At 45.7% G+C, this 18,850-nt stretch carries 15 protein-coding genes and 3 tRNA genes; 15 read left to right on the forward strand and 3 right to left on the reverse strand.

Going from position 1 to position 18,850, the window contains the following annotated elements:
• The first annotated feature begins 8 nt into the window (after nucleotides 1-8).
• The 3 genes from ACO1PK_RS16060 (at nucleotide 9) to ACO1PK_RS16070 (ending at nucleotide 4,632) form a co-directional block, all read left to right on the forward strand.
• The gene (locus tag ACO1PK_RS16060; protein WP_423186599.1) at nucleotides 9-2,384 is read left to right on the forward strand and encodes a circularly permuted type 2 ATP-grasp protein; all 2,376 of its coding nucleotides are present in this window, start codon (nucleotides 9-11) and stop codon (nucleotides 2,382-2,384) included.
• The gene (locus ACO1PK_RS16065) at nucleotides 2,381-3,277 is read left to right on the forward strand and encodes a transglutaminase family protein (protein ID WP_423186600.1); all 897 of its coding nucleotides are present in this window, start codon (nucleotides 2,381-2,383) and stop codon (nucleotides 3,275-3,277) included. The genes ACO1PK_RS16060 and ACO1PK_RS16065 overlap by 4 nt, the downstream gene beginning before the upstream one ends.
• A 77-nt stretch (nucleotides 3,278-3,354) precedes the next feature.
• A complete protein-coding gene (locus ACO1PK_RS16070; protein ID WP_423186601.1) occupies nucleotides 3,355-4,632 on the forward strand; it encodes an acetyl-CoA hydrolase/transferase family protein in 1,278 nt (425 codons plus the stop codon).
• Between the two features lie 103 nt (nucleotides 4,633-4,735).
• Here the strand turns inward: ACO1PK_RS16070 and ACO1PK_RS16075 are convergent, their stop codons facing one another.
• The 3 genes from ACO1PK_RS16075 to ACO1PK_RS16085 all read right to left on the reverse strand — a co-directional run bounded on the left by ACO1PK_RS16075 (nucleotide 4,736) and on the right by ACO1PK_RS16085 (nucleotide 8,986).
• On the reverse strand, nucleotides 4,736-5,521 hold the full coding sequence (locus tag ACO1PK_RS16075; protein WP_423186602.1) for a putative porin: 786 nt from the start codon (nucleotides 5,519-5,521) through the stop codon (nucleotides 4,736-4,738).
• Nucleotides 5,522-5,627: 106 nt separating this feature from the next.
• The gene (uvrB, locus tag ACO1PK_RS16080; protein ID WP_423186603.1) at nucleotides 5,628-7,637 is read right to left on the reverse strand and encodes an excinuclease ABC subunit UvrB; all 2,010 of its coding nucleotides are present in this window, start codon (nucleotides 7,635-7,637) and stop codon (nucleotides 5,628-5,630) included.
• Between the two features lie 8 nt (nucleotides 7,638-7,645).
• Nucleotides 7,646-8,986, reverse strand: coding sequence for an MATE family efflux transporter (locus ACO1PK_RS16085; protein ID WP_423186604.1), 1,341 nt, complete (start codon nucleotides 8,984-8,986; stop codon nucleotides 7,646-7,648).
• Between the two features lie 517 nt (nucleotides 8,987-9,503).
• On the opposite strand from ACO1PK_RS16085, the gene ACO1PK_RS16090 reads away from it, so the two are divergent.
• From ACO1PK_RS16090 to gloA, 12 genes are all read left to right on the forward strand, one after another.
• Nucleotides 9,504-9,580: transfer RNA gene (locus ACO1PK_RS16090), tRNA-Asn, on the forward strand.
• Between the two features lie 24 nt (nucleotides 9,581-9,604).
• A tRNA-Asn gene (locus tag ACO1PK_RS16095) sits at nucleotides 9,605-9,681 on the forward strand.
• Nucleotides 9,682-9,709: 28 nt separating this feature from the next.
• Nucleotides 9,710-9,786, forward strand: a tRNA-Asn gene (locus ACO1PK_RS16100).
• A gap of 159 nt (nucleotides 9,787-9,945) precedes the next feature.
• Complete coding sequence (locus tag ACO1PK_RS16105; RefSeq protein ID WP_423186605.1) at nucleotides 9,946-11,868, forward strand: EAL domain-containing protein; 1,923 nt, start codon at nucleotides 9,946-9,948, stop codon at nucleotides 11,866-11,868.
• A gap of 135 nt (nucleotides 11,869-12,003) precedes the next feature.
• Nucleotides 12,004-12,588 (forward strand): electron transport complex subunit RsxA, encoded by a 585-nt coding sequence (gene rsxA, locus ACO1PK_RS16110; protein WP_423186606.1) that lies wholly within the window; start codon nucleotides 12,004-12,006, stop codon nucleotides 12,586-12,588.
• Complete coding sequence (gene rsxB / locus ACO1PK_RS16115; protein WP_423186607.1) at nucleotides 12,585-13,136, forward strand: electron transport complex subunit RsxB; 552 nt, start codon at nucleotides 12,585-12,587, stop codon at nucleotides 13,134-13,136. Before rsxA ends, rsxB begins: the two co-directional genes overlap by 4 nt.
• Nucleotides 13,137-13,139: 3 nt before the next feature.
• A complete protein-coding gene (rsxC, locus tag ACO1PK_RS16120) occupies nucleotides 13,140-15,320 on the forward strand; it encodes an electron transport complex subunit RsxC (RefSeq protein ID WP_423186608.1) in 2,181 nt (726 codons plus the stop codon).
• Between the two features lie 12 nt (nucleotides 15,321-15,332).
• Nucleotides 15,333-16,397 carry an electron transport complex subunit RsxD gene (gene rsxD, locus ACO1PK_RS16125; RefSeq protein WP_423188243.1) on the forward strand — a complete coding sequence of 355 codons (1,065 nt, stop codon included), beginning with the start codon at nucleotides 15,333-15,335 and terminating at the stop codon, nucleotides 16,395-16,397.
• Complete coding sequence (rsxG, locus tag ACO1PK_RS16130; protein ID WP_423186609.1) at nucleotides 16,397-17,026, forward strand: electron transport complex subunit RsxG; 630 nt, start codon at nucleotides 16,397-16,399, stop codon at nucleotides 17,024-17,026. Before rsxD ends, rsxG begins: the two co-directional genes overlap by 1 nt.
• Entirely contained in the window at nucleotides 17,023-17,718 is a 696-nt protein-coding gene (locus tag ACO1PK_RS16135) for an electron transport complex subunit E (RefSeq protein WP_423186610.1), read from the forward strand. The genes rsxG and ACO1PK_RS16135 overlap by 4 nt, the downstream gene beginning before the upstream one ends.
• Nucleotides 17,719-17,731: 13 nt before the next feature.
• Entirely contained in the window at nucleotides 17,732-18,364 is a 633-nt protein-coding gene (gene nth / locus ACO1PK_RS16140) for an endonuclease III (protein ID WP_423186611.1), read from the forward strand.
• An 8-nt stretch (nucleotides 18,365-18,372) separates the two neighbouring features.
• Complete coding sequence (gloA, locus tag ACO1PK_RS16145) at nucleotides 18,373-18,774, forward strand: lactoylglutathione lyase (RefSeq protein ID WP_423186612.1); 402 nt, start codon at nucleotides 18,373-18,375, stop codon at nucleotides 18,772-18,774.
• Nucleotides 18,775-18,850 lie beyond the last annotated feature (76 nt).

Below are 18,850 nucleotides of genomic sequence, written 5' to 3' on the forward strand. Positions count from 1 at the left end.
GAGTCGCAGTGTCAAACACGTCAAAGGCTTGTCCTATAACGGCGCCAGCAGCTATTGCGCTGGCTGACTGGTTTGAACGTCAACCGGCTGCAATGTTGGCGCGTTGGCATACTTCACTGCAACATCAATTACGGGAAAACGGCGCCAGCTTTGAACGCTGGCATACCCCTAGCCGTCAACTTGATCTCTACCCTTGGATAATAGAGGCAGAGCAATGGCAAGTTATTGCTGCAGGCATTCAGCAACGTCATCGTTTATTAGCAATGATATTAGCCGATTTATATGGGCCGCAGCAGTTATTGGCCGCAGGCATTATTCCGGCAGAATTATTGTTTAACTGCCCACAGTATTTGCCCGAGTGTCATGCTCTGTTACCCACGGCAGCACAATGGTTGCCCCTGCTAGCGACAGATATTGCTCCGCTTAATGATGGTCGCTTTTGCGCCTTCGCCGACAGTTGTAAAACACCTGCAGGTCTGGGCTTCGCCTTAGAACATCGATTGGCCCTGAAACAACACTTACCGGAGCTTGCTCAGTCAGTATCAAAGCTGCAATTAGCTGGTTTCTTTCGCCAGCTTCGGCAATATCTGCAAGCACAGCATGCTGGTTTAACCGCCATTCTGACTCATGGCGAGCGTGATGCAGCCTATTTTGAACAGGCTTTTCTGGCAAACTATCTAGACGTTGCATTAGTGCACACAGCAGATTTGATGTATCGCGAAGCGAAAATTTGGCTGAAAACTCTTAGCGGCTTAAAACCCGTTGGCGCACTATTACGCTATCTAGATGATCAGCAAACCGATCCGCTGGCTCTGGATCAATACGCTAATGGCATTGCAGGCTTACTGCATAGCATTCGTCAGCAGCAACTATTTTGCGCCAACCCACCTGGGGCAGCCTTGCTTGATTCCGGTATTTTATTGCCCTACTTAGACGCTGCTGCCGAATTCTTTTTTAAAGCGCCGTTAACCTTACCCTCAGTACCTGCTTTTTGGTGTCAGGATGCCGCGGCGTTAAGTCTGGTGCAAACAAATCCTCAAGCCTATTTGATGCATGATCTGGCAAATGCACAGCAAAGCGTGTTGGATTTAAATCGCTTGATGCAACAACCTGCAGCCTTTATTGTTCGTGAAAAATTGTCTGTACAAAACCAAGCTTGCTATAACCTCTATACCGGTAAAATGCAGCTGCCTGGCACCCTCAGAACCTTTAGTTTATTCCAAGCAGAGGCGACACCGCTGCTGCTGGCAGGCGCTTTTAGCCGTTTTGGTGAGCAAAGCAGTATCCAATTACCGCTAGCTCAGCACGCTCAACAGGCTGAACTGAGTAAAGACGTGTGGATTTTGGGGGATGATAAGCCGGTTGAATCACTACTGCAAACCAGCTATTCCGCCGTAACTTTATCCAGAGAGTCGGGGTTACTGCCTAGCCGTGTTGCTAATCATTTGTTTTGGCTTGGCCGCTATAACGAACGACTGAATTTACTGACCCGAGCATTACGGGTGGCACTGCCTCTAATAAGCTCTACCACCCCTTTTATACCTAAATCAGTGCAGTGCTTTGTTGATTTTTGTCTGGCGGCAAATGGCGCACAACCTCTAAGCCAAGATCAGTCAGTGAGTTCAGCGCTTCGGCAATTATTTGATCCTGAACATAAGCTAAGTGTGATTTCGTTACTAAAAAACCTTGTTTACAACGCACAGTCTGTTCGAGAATACTTTAGTGATGATACTTGGTACCTATTAGACAAACTGCAAGAAGCGATCTATCAATGGCCTGCAGAACCAGATCTACAACAACCGATGAGTATTCTGCGGCTGCTTGATGACATCGTGATGTTACAGACTGCCTTTTATGGTATGAATAATGAAACCATGAGCCGCACACAAGCACTGCGTTTTATGGATATTGGTCAACACTTGGAACGTGCGTGGCAAACCAGTGCCTTACTCGAGCGCATCTTTGTGCAAACCACGCCTGATGCCAGCCTGATGGAGGCATTGTTAAGGATGGCCGATACCTTAATGACCTATCGCCGCCGCTACCGCTCAGAACTCAACCCAGTGGCCATAATTGATTTGTTACTACTGGATACCACAACCCCGCGTTCCGTGGGCTATCAGAGTAAACGACTCAGTCGACAAGTTGCGGCGTTACCCGAGTTAACGACCGCCGACAGACAACGTTTACCTGCACTTGCGGATGCCTTAGCGGCTTTGCTTAGTGAATTGCATGCGCAACAACTTATTGTGGAACACCAGCCTGCTGCGCAACTGGGCGAACATTTGCAGCATATCCAACAGTTATTAAGACGGCTGTCTGACGAATTGTCTTTATGCTACTTTACGCATGCGCATCTAAGCCGCCCTTGGGCTACGACATGAAATACCAGTTAAAACACCTGACCGAATACGTCTATCAACACCCGGTTTCTAACAGCTACAATCTAGCGTGTTTAACGCCAAGAAACCTCAGCTATCAGCGGGTATTAAGCACCCAACTAACTATTTATCCTGCTGGTACAGAAATCAGTCAATATGCTGATTATTTTGGTAACATTCGACATTTTATTCACCTACAACCGCCACACCAACAACTGAGTGTGATAAGTCACGCTACGCTGGAAATACAGCCTCGGCATAATGCCGAACGCTTAAGTAGTGGTTGTACCGAAGCACAGCTACAAACTTTTTTACAGCAAAGCACAAGCAGCGAGGCGGTTTACGCCAAACTACTTTGTCAGCCAAGTCGAATGGCACCGTTTTGTGCTGAAGCAGCCGCCTTACTCCCCCCATTAAGGCAACCTGGCCAAACGCTATTACAACTGGCTGAGCAGTTAAATCAGTATATATTTGCTAACTTCATTTACACACCGGGCTTTAGCACTGTAGTCACACCTTTATCTGAAGTCATGAAATATCGCCGTGGCGTATGTCAAGACTTTGCTTTATTGGCAATAAGCTGTTTGCGCGCCAATGGCATACCCGCACGCTATGTCAGCGGCTACTTAGAAACACAACCCTTGCCTGGTCAACCACGTTTGCAAGGTGCTGATGCCTCACATGCTTGGTTTGCGGTATTTGATCCTGAACTAGGCTGGGTCGATTTTGATCCCACCAATAACTTGTTACCCTGCCAACAGCATTTAACCATCGCTTTTGGCCGGGATTACGCCGATGTGGTGCCACTAAAAGGCTTAGTGCAAGGCAGTGGCAGTCATCAGCTAAAAGTCGCTGTGGATGTGATACCTTGTGAGGAAGCGGCAACCGTAAAATAGCGTGTGCTTATTGATCCGCATCAGTGCATGCCTCCACCTAGACGCTAAAATGCGCATAACATGAAAAGGAGACCTTAATGCGCGTTGCAACTGCCGAACAGGCACTGAGTATTTTACAAGATCACGATAACATCTGGTGTCAGTCGATGGCGGCTACACCCTACTTTTTGTTGCAAGCGCTGGCTAAAGTGGCTTTGCAGAAAAAAAACCTGACGCTGTTACAATTGCACACCGAGCACAGCCAACTGCTATGCGACCCGGCCTTAGCGGGTCATCTGCGCCAGCGCTGTTTTTTTGTGGGCGGCAGCACGCGTCAAGCAGTACAGCAGGGACTGGCCGATTATGTGCCTATTTTTCTCTCTGAAATCCCTAAATTATTTCGTCGCGGGGAACAACCATTAGATGTGGCCTTGATTCAAGTCTCGCCACCGGATAAACATGGCTATTGTAGCTTAGGCATTTCAGTAGAAGCCACTCGGGCTGCCCTGCAAGTGGCAAAACGGGTGATTGCTTGGGTTAATCCATTGATGCCAAGAACCCATGGCGATTCCTTTATTCACTTAAGTCGTTTTGACCGTTATGTTGAATATAGCGCCCCTTTACCGCTCCATTTACCGGCAGAGCTGGATGCGACTACCCGCCAAATTGGCCAGCATGTTGCCAGTTTAATTCGCGATGGTGACTGCTTGCAAATGGGGATAGGTGCGATTCCTGATGCTACCCTTGCTTGTTTGGGCGATCGACAGCATCTAGGTATTCATACGGAAATGTTTTCCGATGGTGTATTACCACTGTTAGCCAAGGGCGTTATCACTAATCAAAATAAACGTAAGCATCGCGGGAAAATTGTCACCACCTTTGCGATGGGTTCTCAAGCACTTTATGATTTTGTTGATGATAATCCTGAAGTAGTGTTTTTGGATGTGGAATACACCAACGATACAGCGGTGATTCGGCAAAATCCGCAAGTGGTGGCCATTAATAGCGCCTTGCAAGTGGATCTCAGTGGTCAGGTGTGTGCCGATTCATTGGGCACGAAAATCTATTCTGGTGTAGGCGGTCAGATGGATTTTGTGCGTGGTGCCAGTTTATCTGACGGTGGCCGGGCGATTATTGCCTTGCCAGCAACCGCAGCCGGTGGCAAGGTTTCCCGTATTAGTAGTTTACTGGCACCCGGCGCAGGCGTCGTGACTACCAGAGCCCATGTCAATTACATTGTTACTGAGTATGGTATTGCGCAGCTAAGAGGGAAAAGCATGGCTGAACGCGCCAAAGCGCTTATTGCCATAGCGGCACCGACGTTTCAGGAAGGGTTGTGTCAACAAGCGTGGCAGGATTGGGGCATCAAAATCTAACGCACTGCTCATAAAGTAAGTAATTGAAAAAAGGGCCGCTATTGCGGCCCAAAACAGCAAGAACAACATCGAAACAAAGAGTTAGGCTTGATTAATGGTAGATTTAGAAACGGTAAGTCACACCCACCTGATAGACATCATCACCTGCATCTAAACTATCAAAGGTCACAGCGGCTTTTAGCGCTAAATTTGGCAGAGCATACCAGTTACTGCGAACTGTAAAGGCATCCTCATCAGCATCAAAAATACCTTTTGTTAACCAATCGTATGCAAGACCTAAAGAGAAATTTTGCCCAAAATAATAATCGCCTGCTACGCCAAAACGACCGAAAGAGCTATCTGCAATATCCATATATCCCGCTTCAACATTTAAAAAGTCGCCGCTGGCTAAGGTCATTACTTTCTTTGTGCTTACCCCGTATTGCGTGGCACTGCCCTCGCCATCTGGACGAAAATGCTCGATATCCAATTTAACTAACCAGCTGGGATCAAGGTAATAACCAAGACTTGTCTCAATGTTACGATCACTGCTGTTGTTAAATTCAGTCCAAAGTAAACTGGCATAGAAATGGTGACTGGTATCGCGATACTCGCCCCCCACGGACCAAGCACTTGCACTGGTCTTACCGAAATTACCAAAATCAAACTGAGTGTAGTTATAACCGAATAACACGCTACTGCTGCGGCTTAAAAAGCCCGCTTCTGCCAATGGCATGTTACTGACTCGTACTGGCGTTAAGTAAAACTGGTGAGACAGGTTTAAAATATCCACATCGGCATTCAGCAGATCAGTCGAACCATAATCTAAATGCGTTTCATGTTGAAAACTATTGGCTAACACACTGCCGGTAGTAAACGTTAAAAGAGCGGCGATAACGAGTTTTTTCATATTGACCTCAAAGGGTGAGAATAAGTCCATTTGTTTAATGTCGCTATCTTAACGACAGCGTCTTAACGAAAACTGAACAAAATCAACTCTTAAGGTCAAGGAATAATCAGCTTAGTTCTAACAATAGCTTTTTTAACCCTTGTACTTGATCGCGTAAAGCAGCCGCTTGCTCAAACTCCAGATCGCGAGCATGCTGCAACATTTTTTGCTCCAATTGCTTAATATCGGCTTGCACTTGATAAGGTGTTTTCCCTCGAATTCTGGCTTGCTGTTCAGCCACTTCTCTGGCAATTGCTGGATTCTGACTTGGTGCCTGCCCTAAATCCATCACATCGGCCACTTTTTTCCGAATCGCCTTTGGTGCAATACCGTGTAACTGGTTAAAGGCTTGCTGTTTCGCGCGGCGCCGATCCGTTTCCTCGATAGCTCGACGCATAGAGTCGGTCACACGATCCGCATATAAAATTGCGCGTCCGGCTAAGTTTCTGGCCGCGCGACCGATTGTTTGAATCAGTGAACGCTCTGATCGTAAAAAACCTTCTTTATCTGCATCCAGAATCGCGACCAGCGATACTTCAGGAATATCTAAGCCTTCTCGCAGTAAATTGATGCCGACCAGCACATCAAATACCCCTAAACGCAGATCACGAATAATTTCCATCCGCTCGACCGTATCAATATCCGAGTGCAAATAGCGCACGCGAATGTTGTGCTCATTCAAATACTCGGTTAAATCTTCTGCCATCTTTTTGGTTAACGTGGTAACCAATACGCGTTCACCACGTTGCGCCCTTAACATCGCCTCTGACATTAAATCATCAACCTGAGTCGCCACAGGTCGGATCTCAATCTCAGGATCAACTAACCCTGTGGGCCTAACGACTTGCTCTATCACCTCACCCGCAGAATGCTCAATTTCATAGGCCGCAGGCGTCGCTGATACATAAACACGTTGCGGCGCAATAACCTCAAATTCATCAAACCGCAATGGGCGATTATCTAAAGCAGAAGGGAGTCGAAAGCCGTAATTAACCAGATTTTCTTTACGCGAGCGATCGCCTTTATACATAGCGCCGATCTGCGAAATCGTGACATGAGATTCATCAATAAACATTAATCCATCATCAGGAAAATACTCTAACAAGGTGGGTGGCGGCCCGCCGGGATCACGGCCAGATAAATAGCGGGAATAGTTTTCAATGCCTGAGCAATAACCCAGTTCAATCATCATCTCAATGTCAAACTGTGTGCGTTGCGCTAAGCGTTGTTCTTCTACTAGTTTATTCGCCGCCAACAGCTCGGCACGGCGTTGTGCAAGATCAACCTTAATTTGCTCCACCGCGGCTAAAATAGTTTCTCTTGGTGTGACATAGTGTGTTTTAGGATAGATGGTGTAGCGAGTGACTATTTTTTCTACCGCGCCTGTTAAGGGATCAAATAAACTGATGCGCTCGATCTCTTCATCGAATAATTCCAGTCGCACCGCAATAGCTTCCGATTCAGCAGGAAAGATATCAATAATTTCTCCGCGCACCCGATAGGTGGCACGTTCAAAAGCTAAATCATTGCGGGTATATTGCAATTCCGCTAAGCGTCGTAAAATAAAGCGTTGGTCAACAATATCGCCTTGTTTTAAATGCAATAACATTTGCATATAGGATTGCGGATCACCTAAACCATAAATCGCTGATACCGAGGCAATAATCACCACATCCCGCCGCTCCATTAACGCCTTGGTCGCGGATAAGCGCATTTGCTCAATATGCTCATTAATCGAGGCGTCTTTTTCGATAAAGGTGTCGCTGGAGGGGACATAAGCTTCAGGCTGATAATAGTCGTAGTATGAGACAAAATACTCCACTGCGTTATTTGGGAAAAAAGCCTTCATTTCACCATACAGTTGCGCAGCCAAGGTTTTGTTATGCGCCATGATTAAGGTTGGCCGACCAACATTGGCTATAACATTGGCCATGGTAAAGGTTTTTCCAGAGCCTGTTACCCCAAGTAAGGTTTGGTGAGCGAGGCCATTATTTAAACCTTCGACCAATTTTTTGATGGCTTCAGGCTGATCTCCTGCGGGTTGGTAATCCGAGATCAGTTCAAAGGCACGTGACATAGGAACCTCTATAAAGGAGCAAAATGCTGTAAAACGCGGTTATACCAATAATACGCCACCGATGCGGTAAGCAGATTAGCGATAACACAGCCAATAAAAACACCGACAACGCCAAACATGACCCCACCCAGCCAAGCTAAGGGAACATAACAGATAAATAACCTGAGCACACTCAGCACCACCGCTTTGGCAGGTAAATGCAAAGCATTAAAGGAGGAGTTGGTTAAAATAATAATACCCTGTAAGCCGTATGCCAGTGGCATGATCCAGATAAACCAGCGCACGTAGGTTGCAACTTGTTCATTATCAGTAAATAACGCCGCAATTGGATAAGCCAATAACGCAAGACAAGCATAAACCAATGCTTGCCATACAAGCACAAAACGGCAACATACTAAATACGCTTCCCTGACACGCTGAAACTGACTTGCTCCAAAGTTTTGACTGATCACAGGCGGCAACGTCATCGATAAGGCGAGTATCACTAAACAGGCAATACTTTCTAACCTAGCCCCTACTCCAAAAGCAGCCACAGCCTCATTGCCATAGGTTGCCATAATCGCCGTCAACACCGCCATAGCAACCGGCGTTAACATATTCGCCCCCGCGGCAGGTAAACCAATATGTAATATTTTGCGGCAAATCGCTAACCACGCTTTCCATGGTAAAAACCAGTGCGTTAACAAACCGCGCTTAACGCTTAACCAGTAGAGAATAAAGATAAAACCGCTGAACCAGGAAATCACAGTAGCAAGCGCTGCCCCCTGCATCCCCATGGCAGGTAAAGGGCCTAACCCAAAAATTAAAATAGGATCGAGAATAGCATTCACCACCCCACCACTGGCCATTACTAGGCTGGGGATCTTAGTTTCCCCGGCGGCCCGTAAAATCGCATTACCAATCATGGGGGTAACCAGCAGTACTGAACCAGCTAACCAAATCACCATATAATCGCGAATATAGACTAGGGTGCTAGGCGTTGCGCCAAGCAAGTAAAACAAGGGATCCAATAGCAAATAACCCAGAATAGCTAACAACGACACCAATAAGGCAGCCAACCATAAGGCACTTAAACTATCCGCCTGAGCATCTTCGGTATTCCCCGCCCCCAAGGCTCGAGCAATTACCGCTGAAGTACCAATACTTAAACCAATAGCAAGACTAATCACCATAAAGGTCACTGGAAAAGTGAAACTTATGGCGGCTAATTGTTGAGTACCTAGTAAGCTAATAAAAAACGTATCAACCAGATTAAAACTCATTAAGGTAAGCATGCCGCCCATGACAGGCCAAGTTAATCTTTTGAGAAGAGGCGTGATATCTGCTGTCAATAAGGCATTTTGCTTCATTATAAGGCCTGATTTCGCTAAGCATAGCTTTTAGAAAGGTGGGTATTCTAGTTAAAAACAACGACCAGCACCATGGATCTACCAAAATATGCAAACTGAAAACTAGGCTGCAAGGCAATAAAAGAGTGCACAATTCAAGCGTAATAGGCTTTTTCTGAATAACCTCCCATTTACAGAACTTACCGCATCGCACCAAAATGCCCAAGTTACTGATAAGTAAGGAATATATTTTTTATCAAAAACCTATTGACCTAAAGCAAACAGAGTCACCATAAGGCTTAGCAAGATTAAGCAACCACAAACCCACAGACTTATCCACAGCTTCTGTGGGTAAGTCAAGCTACCCCTTAGAAGACGAGGCTTGCTGAGAAGTGGGAAACTTTTACTGTTGGTTCGCTCTGAAAAACAGCATTCTGCTGAAACAATGTGCAACTAAGCATCAAAGATAAAAATCCCTGTGGCAAAGTGTTGACAGCATGCTGAGCTGGCATTAGTATTGCGCCCCGTTGAAAGCTGTTCCCTAGTAGCTCAGTTGGTTAGAGCGGCGGACTGTTAATCCGTAGGTCACTGGTTCGAGTCCAGTCTGGGGAGCCAACAGCGTAGTAAACATGTTTCTTTTCCCTAGTAGCTCAGTTGGTTAGAGCGGCGGACTGTTAATCCGTAGGTCACTGGTTCGAGTCCAGTCTGGGGAGCCAAACACTCTTGTTGTAGCTTTAAAATTGTTCCCTAGTAGCTCAGTTGGTTAGAGCGGCGGACTGTTAATCCGTAGGTCACTGGTTCGAGTCCAGTCTGGGGAGCCATCCACTTTTTGTCTTTACAAAGCCCTCTTTAAGTAAATCTACCATCAGATTTTGTGCTGATTTTTTGTTTTTTTGTTTAAATTCCAACTATTATCACGCATAAAAAGCTATACTCACATTATCTAGACGGAACTTAGATTAATCTGGTGGTTAGACCTTATGAAGAATATTCGTGCGCTACTTGGTGTTCAGCTAGTAACGGCTTTGTTACTGGCGGTGGTTCTATCCTGTTTATTTCTCATATACAGTAAAAGCTTACTGAATTTACAAGACTTACAAGCAAAAAATGCCATTGAGCAAATTATTAGCTCGCATGTTACTGATGACGGTAAATTACTCAGCCGGCAATTAGAGCGCAGTTTTAGTTTTAAACGCTTAGAAGTCAGCCGTCTTGATGGCACTATGCTATACGAACAAAACAATCCTTCATCTGAAACCTTCTTTGAAACCCTATTGCAACTGTTTGGTAAGAAGAACCAGCTAATCACCGTAAGTGATTTTCAACAAGACGTTTTAGTTCGTTTTGAGTTAAATACCGATGCGATGAAGGCCATCCTAAATACGTTTTTATACTTTATCTTCGTTTTCCCCTTTATATTGCTGATTTTAGCCACCTTTCTGCTTAAGGCTATCTTAAAGCGTAAATATCAACTCGCGAACATCGCAGTAAAAAATGTTTTAGAGAGCTTCTCAATAGATTCCGATAATTACAAAGCGGATTTTTCAAAACTCCCCGCAGAGTTTTCTACCCTAGGCATGGCTTTAAATAAACTTGGCAACTACAACAAACAACTCCATGCCAGTATGGCCGCCGAGGCGCAACAAATAGCTGAAGAAGCCTATAAAGATACTGTTACAGGATTGCCAAATCGCAATAGATTTGTGCAAACCTATGAAGAGCAGATTCATGATTCAACACAAGCTGAGTTTGGTATTTTTGCTATTACCCGTTGTACTGAGTTGCAAGGCATTAACCAAAGCCGTGGTTTTCATGCGGGTGATGAATATATCAAAGAAGTTGCTGAAATCATTAAGCGCCAAACTCAAACTTATAAAGAAAATAAAATTTTTCGACTTAACGCCTGCGACTTTGGCATCATTTTGCCTAAAGTCACGGCAAAAGAAGCCGAAAATTTTGCACAACAATTACAAAACAGATTTAACGAATATCAAAAACTTACTGAACTTGACTCCGTCGCTTATACCGGTTTGGTCGGTTATACCAATGGCAAACCATTAGGAGAGTTGCTGGCTACTGCCGATACCTCGATAAGCTTAGCGCAAACCAAACAATCCAATGCTTGGCATCTGCAAAAAGAAGCTAACGGCTTAGAAAATGCTGCGAATAATTATGGCAATCAAAATTGGCGCAATGTTATTGAGGATGTCATCAATAATAATAGACTGATGTTATTATTACAGACTATCCAACCTTGTAGCAGAACCTCAAGAGCCTATGCTGAGGTGCTCGTGCGTTTTAAAACGCACGAAGACCAAATACTGCCAACAGCCTCATTTTTTGCTATGGCAGAAAAGCTTGATAAAATTATTGCAATTGATCGTTTAATTGTAGAAACGTGTCTTAATACGATTAAAACTCAAAGTATGCAGGATCAATATTTTGGGATAAATCTTTCGCCTCGCAGCGTGCATGACGAGCAATTTGTAATTTGGTTAGAGCGTCGTTTATTAAGAGATGGCGCTATAGCACCTCAACTCATCTTTGAAGTCAGTGAGTTTGGCTTGCAACAAAACCTGAAAACCAGTAAACGCTTTATCGATATGTTACATCGAGTCGGTTCCCGTATTACGGTTGAAAAGTTTGGGGTAGGCATTACCTCCTTTAAATTTTTCCGCGATTTAAAACCTGACTTTATAAAAATGGATGGTAGCTATACCAGACAAATCGACGAAGATAAGAATAATCAATATTTCTTAAGGTTGATGATTGATTTAGCACATCGGATCGGTGTGAGTGTGCTTGCTGAAAGTGTGGAGACGCAGGAAGAAAAACACATGCTTGAGTCATTATTCATTGATGGCTGCCAAGGTTATTACATTGGAAAACCGCAACCCATTTAGTCTACTTAGCCAGAATAATCGTATTGTAAAATTGTCAGTTCAGGGTTTTGTTTAGCAAAGCCCTGTTTTTTATCTGGTTGTATCAACGCTGCCGAAACTGCATAATATAGGGCTTATACGGCGTTAAGTAACATTATGACTGAATTTCTTCTACTTCTAGTAAGTACAGTATTAGTAAATAACTTTGTTCTGGTGAAGTTTTTAGGATTATGCCCTTTTATGGGGGTATCCGGGAAACTAGAAACCGCTATTGGTATGTCGTTAGCCACCACGTTCGTATTAACCTTGGCTTCGATTTGCAGCTATTTGGTTGACAGTTATATATTAGCACCTCTTGATCTTTTATACCTTCGTACGCTGAGTTTTATCTTAGTGATTGCGGTGGTGGTGCAATTTACTGAAATGGTGGTGCACAAAACCAGCCCCAGTCTTTACCGGCTATTGGGGATTTTCCTTCCGTTAATCACGACTAACTGTGCGGTACTGGGTGTAGCGTTGCTTAATGTCAATGCGCGCCACAACTTTATCAATTCGGCGTTGTATGGTTTTGGTGCTGCTGTCGGTTTTTCTCTAGTGCTAGTGCTGTTTGCAGCAATGCGCGAGAGACTAGCAGCGGCAGATGTTCCTCTACCTTTTAAAGGTGCCGCTATCGCCATGATAACAGCAGGTTTAATGTCATTAGCCTTTTTAGGCTTTAGTGGTCTGGTGAGAACAGTATGACAGTGATAACCGCCTTGCTAGTGCTAGGTGTGCTAGCGCTATTTTTTGGTGCCCTCCTTGGCTATTCTGCCATTCGTTTTAAAGTAGAGAGCGATCCTTTAGTTGAACAAATCGATGATATTTTACCGCAAACACAATGTGGTCAATGTGGCTATCCAGGCTGTCGCCCCTACGCAGAAGCCATCGCCAATGGCGATGAAATTAATAAATGTCCCCCTGGCGGTGAAGCAACCATAAAAAAGTTAGCTGAATTAATGGGGGTTGAAGCTAAACCCCTTAATGCGGCGCAAGAACCTGCCATTAAACGCGTTGCTTTTATCCGTGAAGATGAATGTATCGGCTGTACAAAATGTATTCAAGCTTGCCCTGTCGATGCCATTTTAGGGGCTTCAAAGATGATGCATACGGTGATTGCAGAAGAATGTACTGGCTGTGATCTCTGTGTAGAACCTTGTCCAGTCGATTGTATTGATATGATCCCTGTTGCGGTAACACCGGAACGGTGGAAATGGGATTTGCACGCCATTCCCGTTAAACTAGTGGAGTAGCCTGTGGCGAGTTTATTTCAGCAAATTCAAGCCGGAACGCTCTGGGACTTTCATGGTGGAATTCATCCACCCGTTAGAAAAGCACACACCAGCAGTAAACCTGTGGCCACTATGCCTTTGCCTGATCGTTTATACGTTCCCATTCGCCAACATATCGGTGTAGCAGGGCATGTTTTAGTCGCCGTAGGCGACCGAGTATTAAAAGGACAAGCCTTAACCTTAGCCGATAGCTCCATGGCAGTGCCTGTGCATGCCCCCACCTCAGGGACTGTACTGGCGATTACTGACCATACCAGCCCCCACCCTTCGGCACTGCCTGAAACCGTGGTGGTGATCGAACCTGACGGCTTAGATGAATGGCGTGAGCGAGAGCCGCTTAATATTGTCAGTTGTGACAAATTACAGCTTATCACCAGAATACAAGAAAGTGGTATTGCCGGTATGGGCGGTGCAGGTTTCCCAACACATTTGAAAACCGGTATGAATAAGCCGGTAGATTACTTAATTATTAATGCCGTGGAGTGTGAGCCTTACATCAGTGCTGATGATGCGCTTATGCAAGAAGATCCCACCACTATTGTCAAAGGCATAGACATTCTTTGTAAGCTGCTTAATCCCAAAGCTGTGCTTATCGGAATTGAAGACGATAAACCCATTGCTATTGCAGCATTAAAAGCCGCATGTAGCCAGAGAGAGCATTATTATGTGCGGGAAGTGCCGGTTAAATATCCTTCCGGTGGAGAAAAACAATTAATTCAGCTGTTGACCAATAAAGAAGTGCCTGCGGGACGTCGCCCAGCGGATATTGGCATCGTCATGCAAAATGTGGGTACTGCTTATGCCATTGCCCAAGCCGTAATTGACGATCATCCGCTTATTTCTCGTATCGTAACAGTAACAGGAGACACCTTAATGCATCCACAAAATGTGCATGCACTGATCGGTACTCCAGTTTATGCACTGTTAGATTTCTGTGGTTTTCAAGCGGAGCGCCAGCAAAAAGTTATTATGGGTGGCCCGATGATGGGCTTTAGTTTGCCCGATCTATCGGTACCTGTAGTGAAAACGACTAACTGCATTTTGGCACCGACCGCAGCGGAGTTGCCTGATGCTGGACCAGAGTTAGACTGTATCCGATGCAGCGCTTGTGCAGACGCCTGCCCCGCTACCTTACTACCACAACAATTATTATGGTATAGCAAAGCGAAAGATTACGACAAACTTCAAGAATATAACTTAGCCGATTGTATTGAATGTGGTGCTTGTGCCTACGTCTGCCCGAGTGAAATACCCTTGGTACAATACTACCGCATTGCCAAAGCAGATATCCGTGAGCAACAACGTGAGGCCGTTAAAGCAGAACAAGCAAAAGCGCGTTTTGAAGCACGCAACGCACGCTTGGAAGCAGAAAAACAGGCAAGATTAGCAAAAAATCAACAGTTAGCGGCTAACCGAGTGCAAACTCAGCAACAAAGTGGCGCCACTAACGCGGTTGCTGATGCGCTAGCCCGAATCAAAGCAAAGCAAGCAGAGCCGGAAACGCCGAAAAACCATGAGCAGATTATTGCTGAACGGGAATTAAAAAAACAACAGGCGCGAGCTTACCAAGCCGCTAAAGCAGCACAATCTGAAACAGCGCCTCAATCTGCAGCTGATGATAATACTGGCTTAGCTAGCTCGGACAATCCCCAAAATACAGCAGTAGCGGCAGCGATCGCCCGCGCTAAAGCCAAAAAACAGCAAGCAGCCTTGTCAGAGCCAACGGTTAACGCAACTTTAACTGCCGCGTCAGAAGACACAGCAGAAAATGTCGCAGCTGCCACTGATCCTCGCCAAGCCGCTGTAGCAGCGGCTATTGCACGAGCTAAAGCCAAAAAATTACAGACGGCCGAGGCAGAGCCAGCAGTTGCTGCGACCTTAGCTAGTGCGCCAGCAGAAGCAGTAGAAAATGTCGTAGCACCCACTGATCCTCGTCAAGCCGCTGTAGCTGCGGCCATCGCGCGTGCGAAAGCAAAAAAACAGCAAGTGGCCGAGTCAGAAGCAATTAATACGCCCTTAGCTACTGCGCCAGCCGAAGCAGCAGTAAGTGTCGAAGCACCCACTGATCCTCGCCAAGCCGCTGTAGCGGCGGCTATTGCGCGTGCTAAAGCGCGTAAAGCCGCAAAACCGGAAGATGAAAAATGATGAGTTTTAATGATGAGTTTTAAGATTGCCAGTTCACCGCATCATCACAGCCGCAGAAGCACGGCTAATTTGATGAAACTGGTGGCTTATGCCGGCATACCGGGTATTGCCTTACAAGCTGTATTTTTTGGTTATGGTGTGTTAGTCCAGCTGCTACTCGCTATCATCACAGCCTGGTTGAGTGAGGCGCTTATTCTTTGGCTTCGTAAAAAACCCATCTTACCCAGATTGACCGACCATAGTGCTTTGGTGACAGCCGTACTTTTGGCAATTTCTATTCCACCTTATGCACCATGGTGGCTGATTGTCATCGGTACTGCTTTTGCCATTATCTTCGTCAAACAGCTCTATGGCGGGCTTGGTAACAATCTGTTCAACCCGGCTATGGCAGCTTATGTGCTATTGCTGATTTCTTTCCCCGTGCAAATGACACAATGGTTGCCACCGCTACCCTTGCAAGCGTTAACCTTAAGCCCGGTGGATGCTATCTGCGCGGTTTTTACCCAATATAGCTGCGGAGGTTTTAGCCTATCACAACTCCAACAAGGTATTGATGGTACAACGCTGGCAACACCGCTAGATACATATCGCACGGATTTAGCGCAAGGGTTAACGCTGTCAGAGAGTTACACCAAGCCGATTTTTCAAGGATTTATTAATGTGGGTTGGTTTTGGGTGAATCTTGCCTATCTCGCCGGCGGGCTTTTCCTGATTCAACAAAAAGTGATCAGTTGGCGGATCCCTGTTGCCGTGATAAGCAGTTTATTTTTACTAAGCGCCTTAGGCTGGTTAGCCGCTGCAGACGCCAATCCCAGCCCGTTATTTCACTTATTCAGCGGTGCAACTATGTTAGCCGCATTTTTTATTGCTACCGATCCGGTATCGGCTTCTACCACAGATAAAGGCCGCCTTTACTATGGTGCAATGATAGGGATTTTGGTTTACATCATTCGTAGCTTTGGCGGTTATCCTGACGCCTTCGCTTTTGCCGTGTTATTAGCCAATATGTGCGTACCGCTGATTGATTATTATACCCGTCCACGCACTTATGGTCATAAACCCAGAGGGCGCGATTAATGCTTCGTCCAATTAGTAAAAATGCCCTATCACTCGCGTTAGTGGCCATTATCTGTGTAGCGATTTTAGGCAGTTTAGATCAATTTACTAAACCTAAAATAGCTGAACAACGCTTGCTAAGCCAACTGGCTATTTTGCAGGAAGTTTTGCCTGAAGCGGCTGATAGCAGAGCCTTACTTGCCGACTGCACGCTAGTAGATGCGCCAGAGCAGCTGGGTAAAACAGCGCAAAAAGTCTATCGCTGGCGTAAAGAAAATGTACTAAAAGCCTATTTGTTAGAGGTGACTGCGCCAGATGGCTATAGCGGTAATATCGATTTATTGGTGGCCGTCAGTCCTGCGGGGATCGTTTTAGGTAGCCGAGTCATCAGCCATCAAGAAACCCCAGGGCTAGGTGATAAAATTGAAAGTCGTCGCAGCAATTGGATTTACAGCTTTACGCAAAAATCAGCCACTGCAGCAGATGAACAGCGTTGGGCAGTCAAAAAAGATGGCGGTGACTTTGATCAATTTACCGGCGCCACCATCACACCAAGAGCCGTAGTTAATGCGATTTATAGAGCAGCGCGTTATGTTCAAGAATCACCCGGCTTAGCGACGGCAACACCCAATTGTGAGGTGCAACCATGAGTGCTATCAAAGAGCTTACCCTGCAGGGGTTATGGAAAAATAACCCTGGTTTAGTCCAATTACTTGGATTATGCCCTTTATTGGCCGTTACTAATACCTTAACCAATGCGATCGGTCTGGGCCTTGCCACATTACTGGTGCTGATGGGCTCGAACATTGTTGTATCACTTGTACGTTTACATGTCCCGAATGAGATCCGCATTCCCATCTTCGTGATGATTATCGCGACCTTTGTTACGGTGGTGCAGTTATTAATGAATGCCTTTACCTTTGGCCTTTATCAATCTTTAGGGATTTTCTTACCCCTGATTGTGACGAATTGTGCCATTATTGGTCGGGCGGAAGCATTCGCCTCAAAAAACCCCGTATTTCCCTCGGCGATTGACGCCTTGATGATGGGCTTGGGTTTTCTAATGGTGCTGGTTACCTTGGGAGCAATGCGTGAAATATTGGGGCAAGGTACCCTGTTTGATGGCGCAGATTTACTGTTAGGGAGCTGGGCCGGTGCTTTGCGAATAGAAGTATTTCAGAGTGATAACCACTTTTTATTAGCGATGTTACCTCCTGGCGCCTTCATTGGCATGGGGTTATTAATTGCCTTAAAAAATAGCATTGACCATCGGCAAGCCAAAAAGCACGCCGTAGCAAAAGGCTCTATTACCCGGGCAAGAGTAACAGGCGCGACACAATAAGTGGCATAGCATAATGAATAAGCAAAAGCGCATCGACATCCTGAGCCGTTTACGCGCGGCTAACCCAAACCCAACCACTGAGCTAGAATATAGTTCACCGTTTGAGTTACTGATTGCCGTGTTATTATCAGCCCAAGCAACCGATGTTGGTGTTAACAAAGCAACCCGTAAGTTATTTCCCGTTGCACGAACACCGCAGGCCATGTTGGACTTGGGTGTGGCAGGTGTGAAAGACTATGTTAAAACCATCGGTTTATTTAATACTAAAGCCGAAAACGTGATCAAAACCTGCCGTATCTTGGTAGAGCAGCATGGCGGTGAAGTGCCAGAAAATCGTGAAGCCTTAGAGGCCCTGCCCGGTGTGGGCCGCAAAACCGCCAATGTGGTACTGAATACCGCCTTTAAATGGCCCACCATTGCCGTAGATACTCATATTTTTCGGGTTTCAAATCGCACTAAATTAGCAGCAGGCAAAAATGTGGATGAGGTAGAGCAGAAACTACTAAAGGTAGTACCTGCTGAGTTTAAACTGGATGTGCACCATTGGCTGATCCTGCATGGCCGCTATACCTGTGTTGCGCGCAAACCGCGCTGCGGCAGCTGTATTATTGAAGATCTTTGTGAGTACAAAGAAAAAACCGAATAGGAGCGAATATGCGCATTTTACATACCATGCTACGCGTAGGTAATTTAGAAAAATCAATCGCCTTTTATACCGACGTACTGGGGATGAAATTACTTCGCCAATCTGAAAATACCGAGTACAAATACACGCTGGCTTTTGTCGGCTATGGCGACGAAAGTAGCCAAGCCGTGCTGGAGCTAACCTATAACTGGGGTACCGACAGCTATGACTTGGGTAATGCCTTTGGCCATATCGCGTTGGAAGTCGACAACGTTTACGAGGCGTGTGATAAAATTCGTACCAAAGGCGGGGTGATTAGCCGCGAACCTGGCCCAGTCAAAGGTGGTACTACTGAAATCGCCTTTGTGCGAGATCCGGATAATTACGCCATCGAGCTGATCCAGAAAAAAGCCAACTACACTACGCTCTAAGCACTGCTTATAACAGCAGATACGCAAGCTAGGTAACGTCAAGATACAGATTTTAGTTGGAAATCTAAGTGCGTTA

It is taken from the genome of Alishewanella sp. d11, from assembly GCF_049390205.1.
Lineage (GTDB): Bacteria > Pseudomonadota > Gammaproteobacteria > Enterobacterales > Alteromonadaceae > Alishewanella.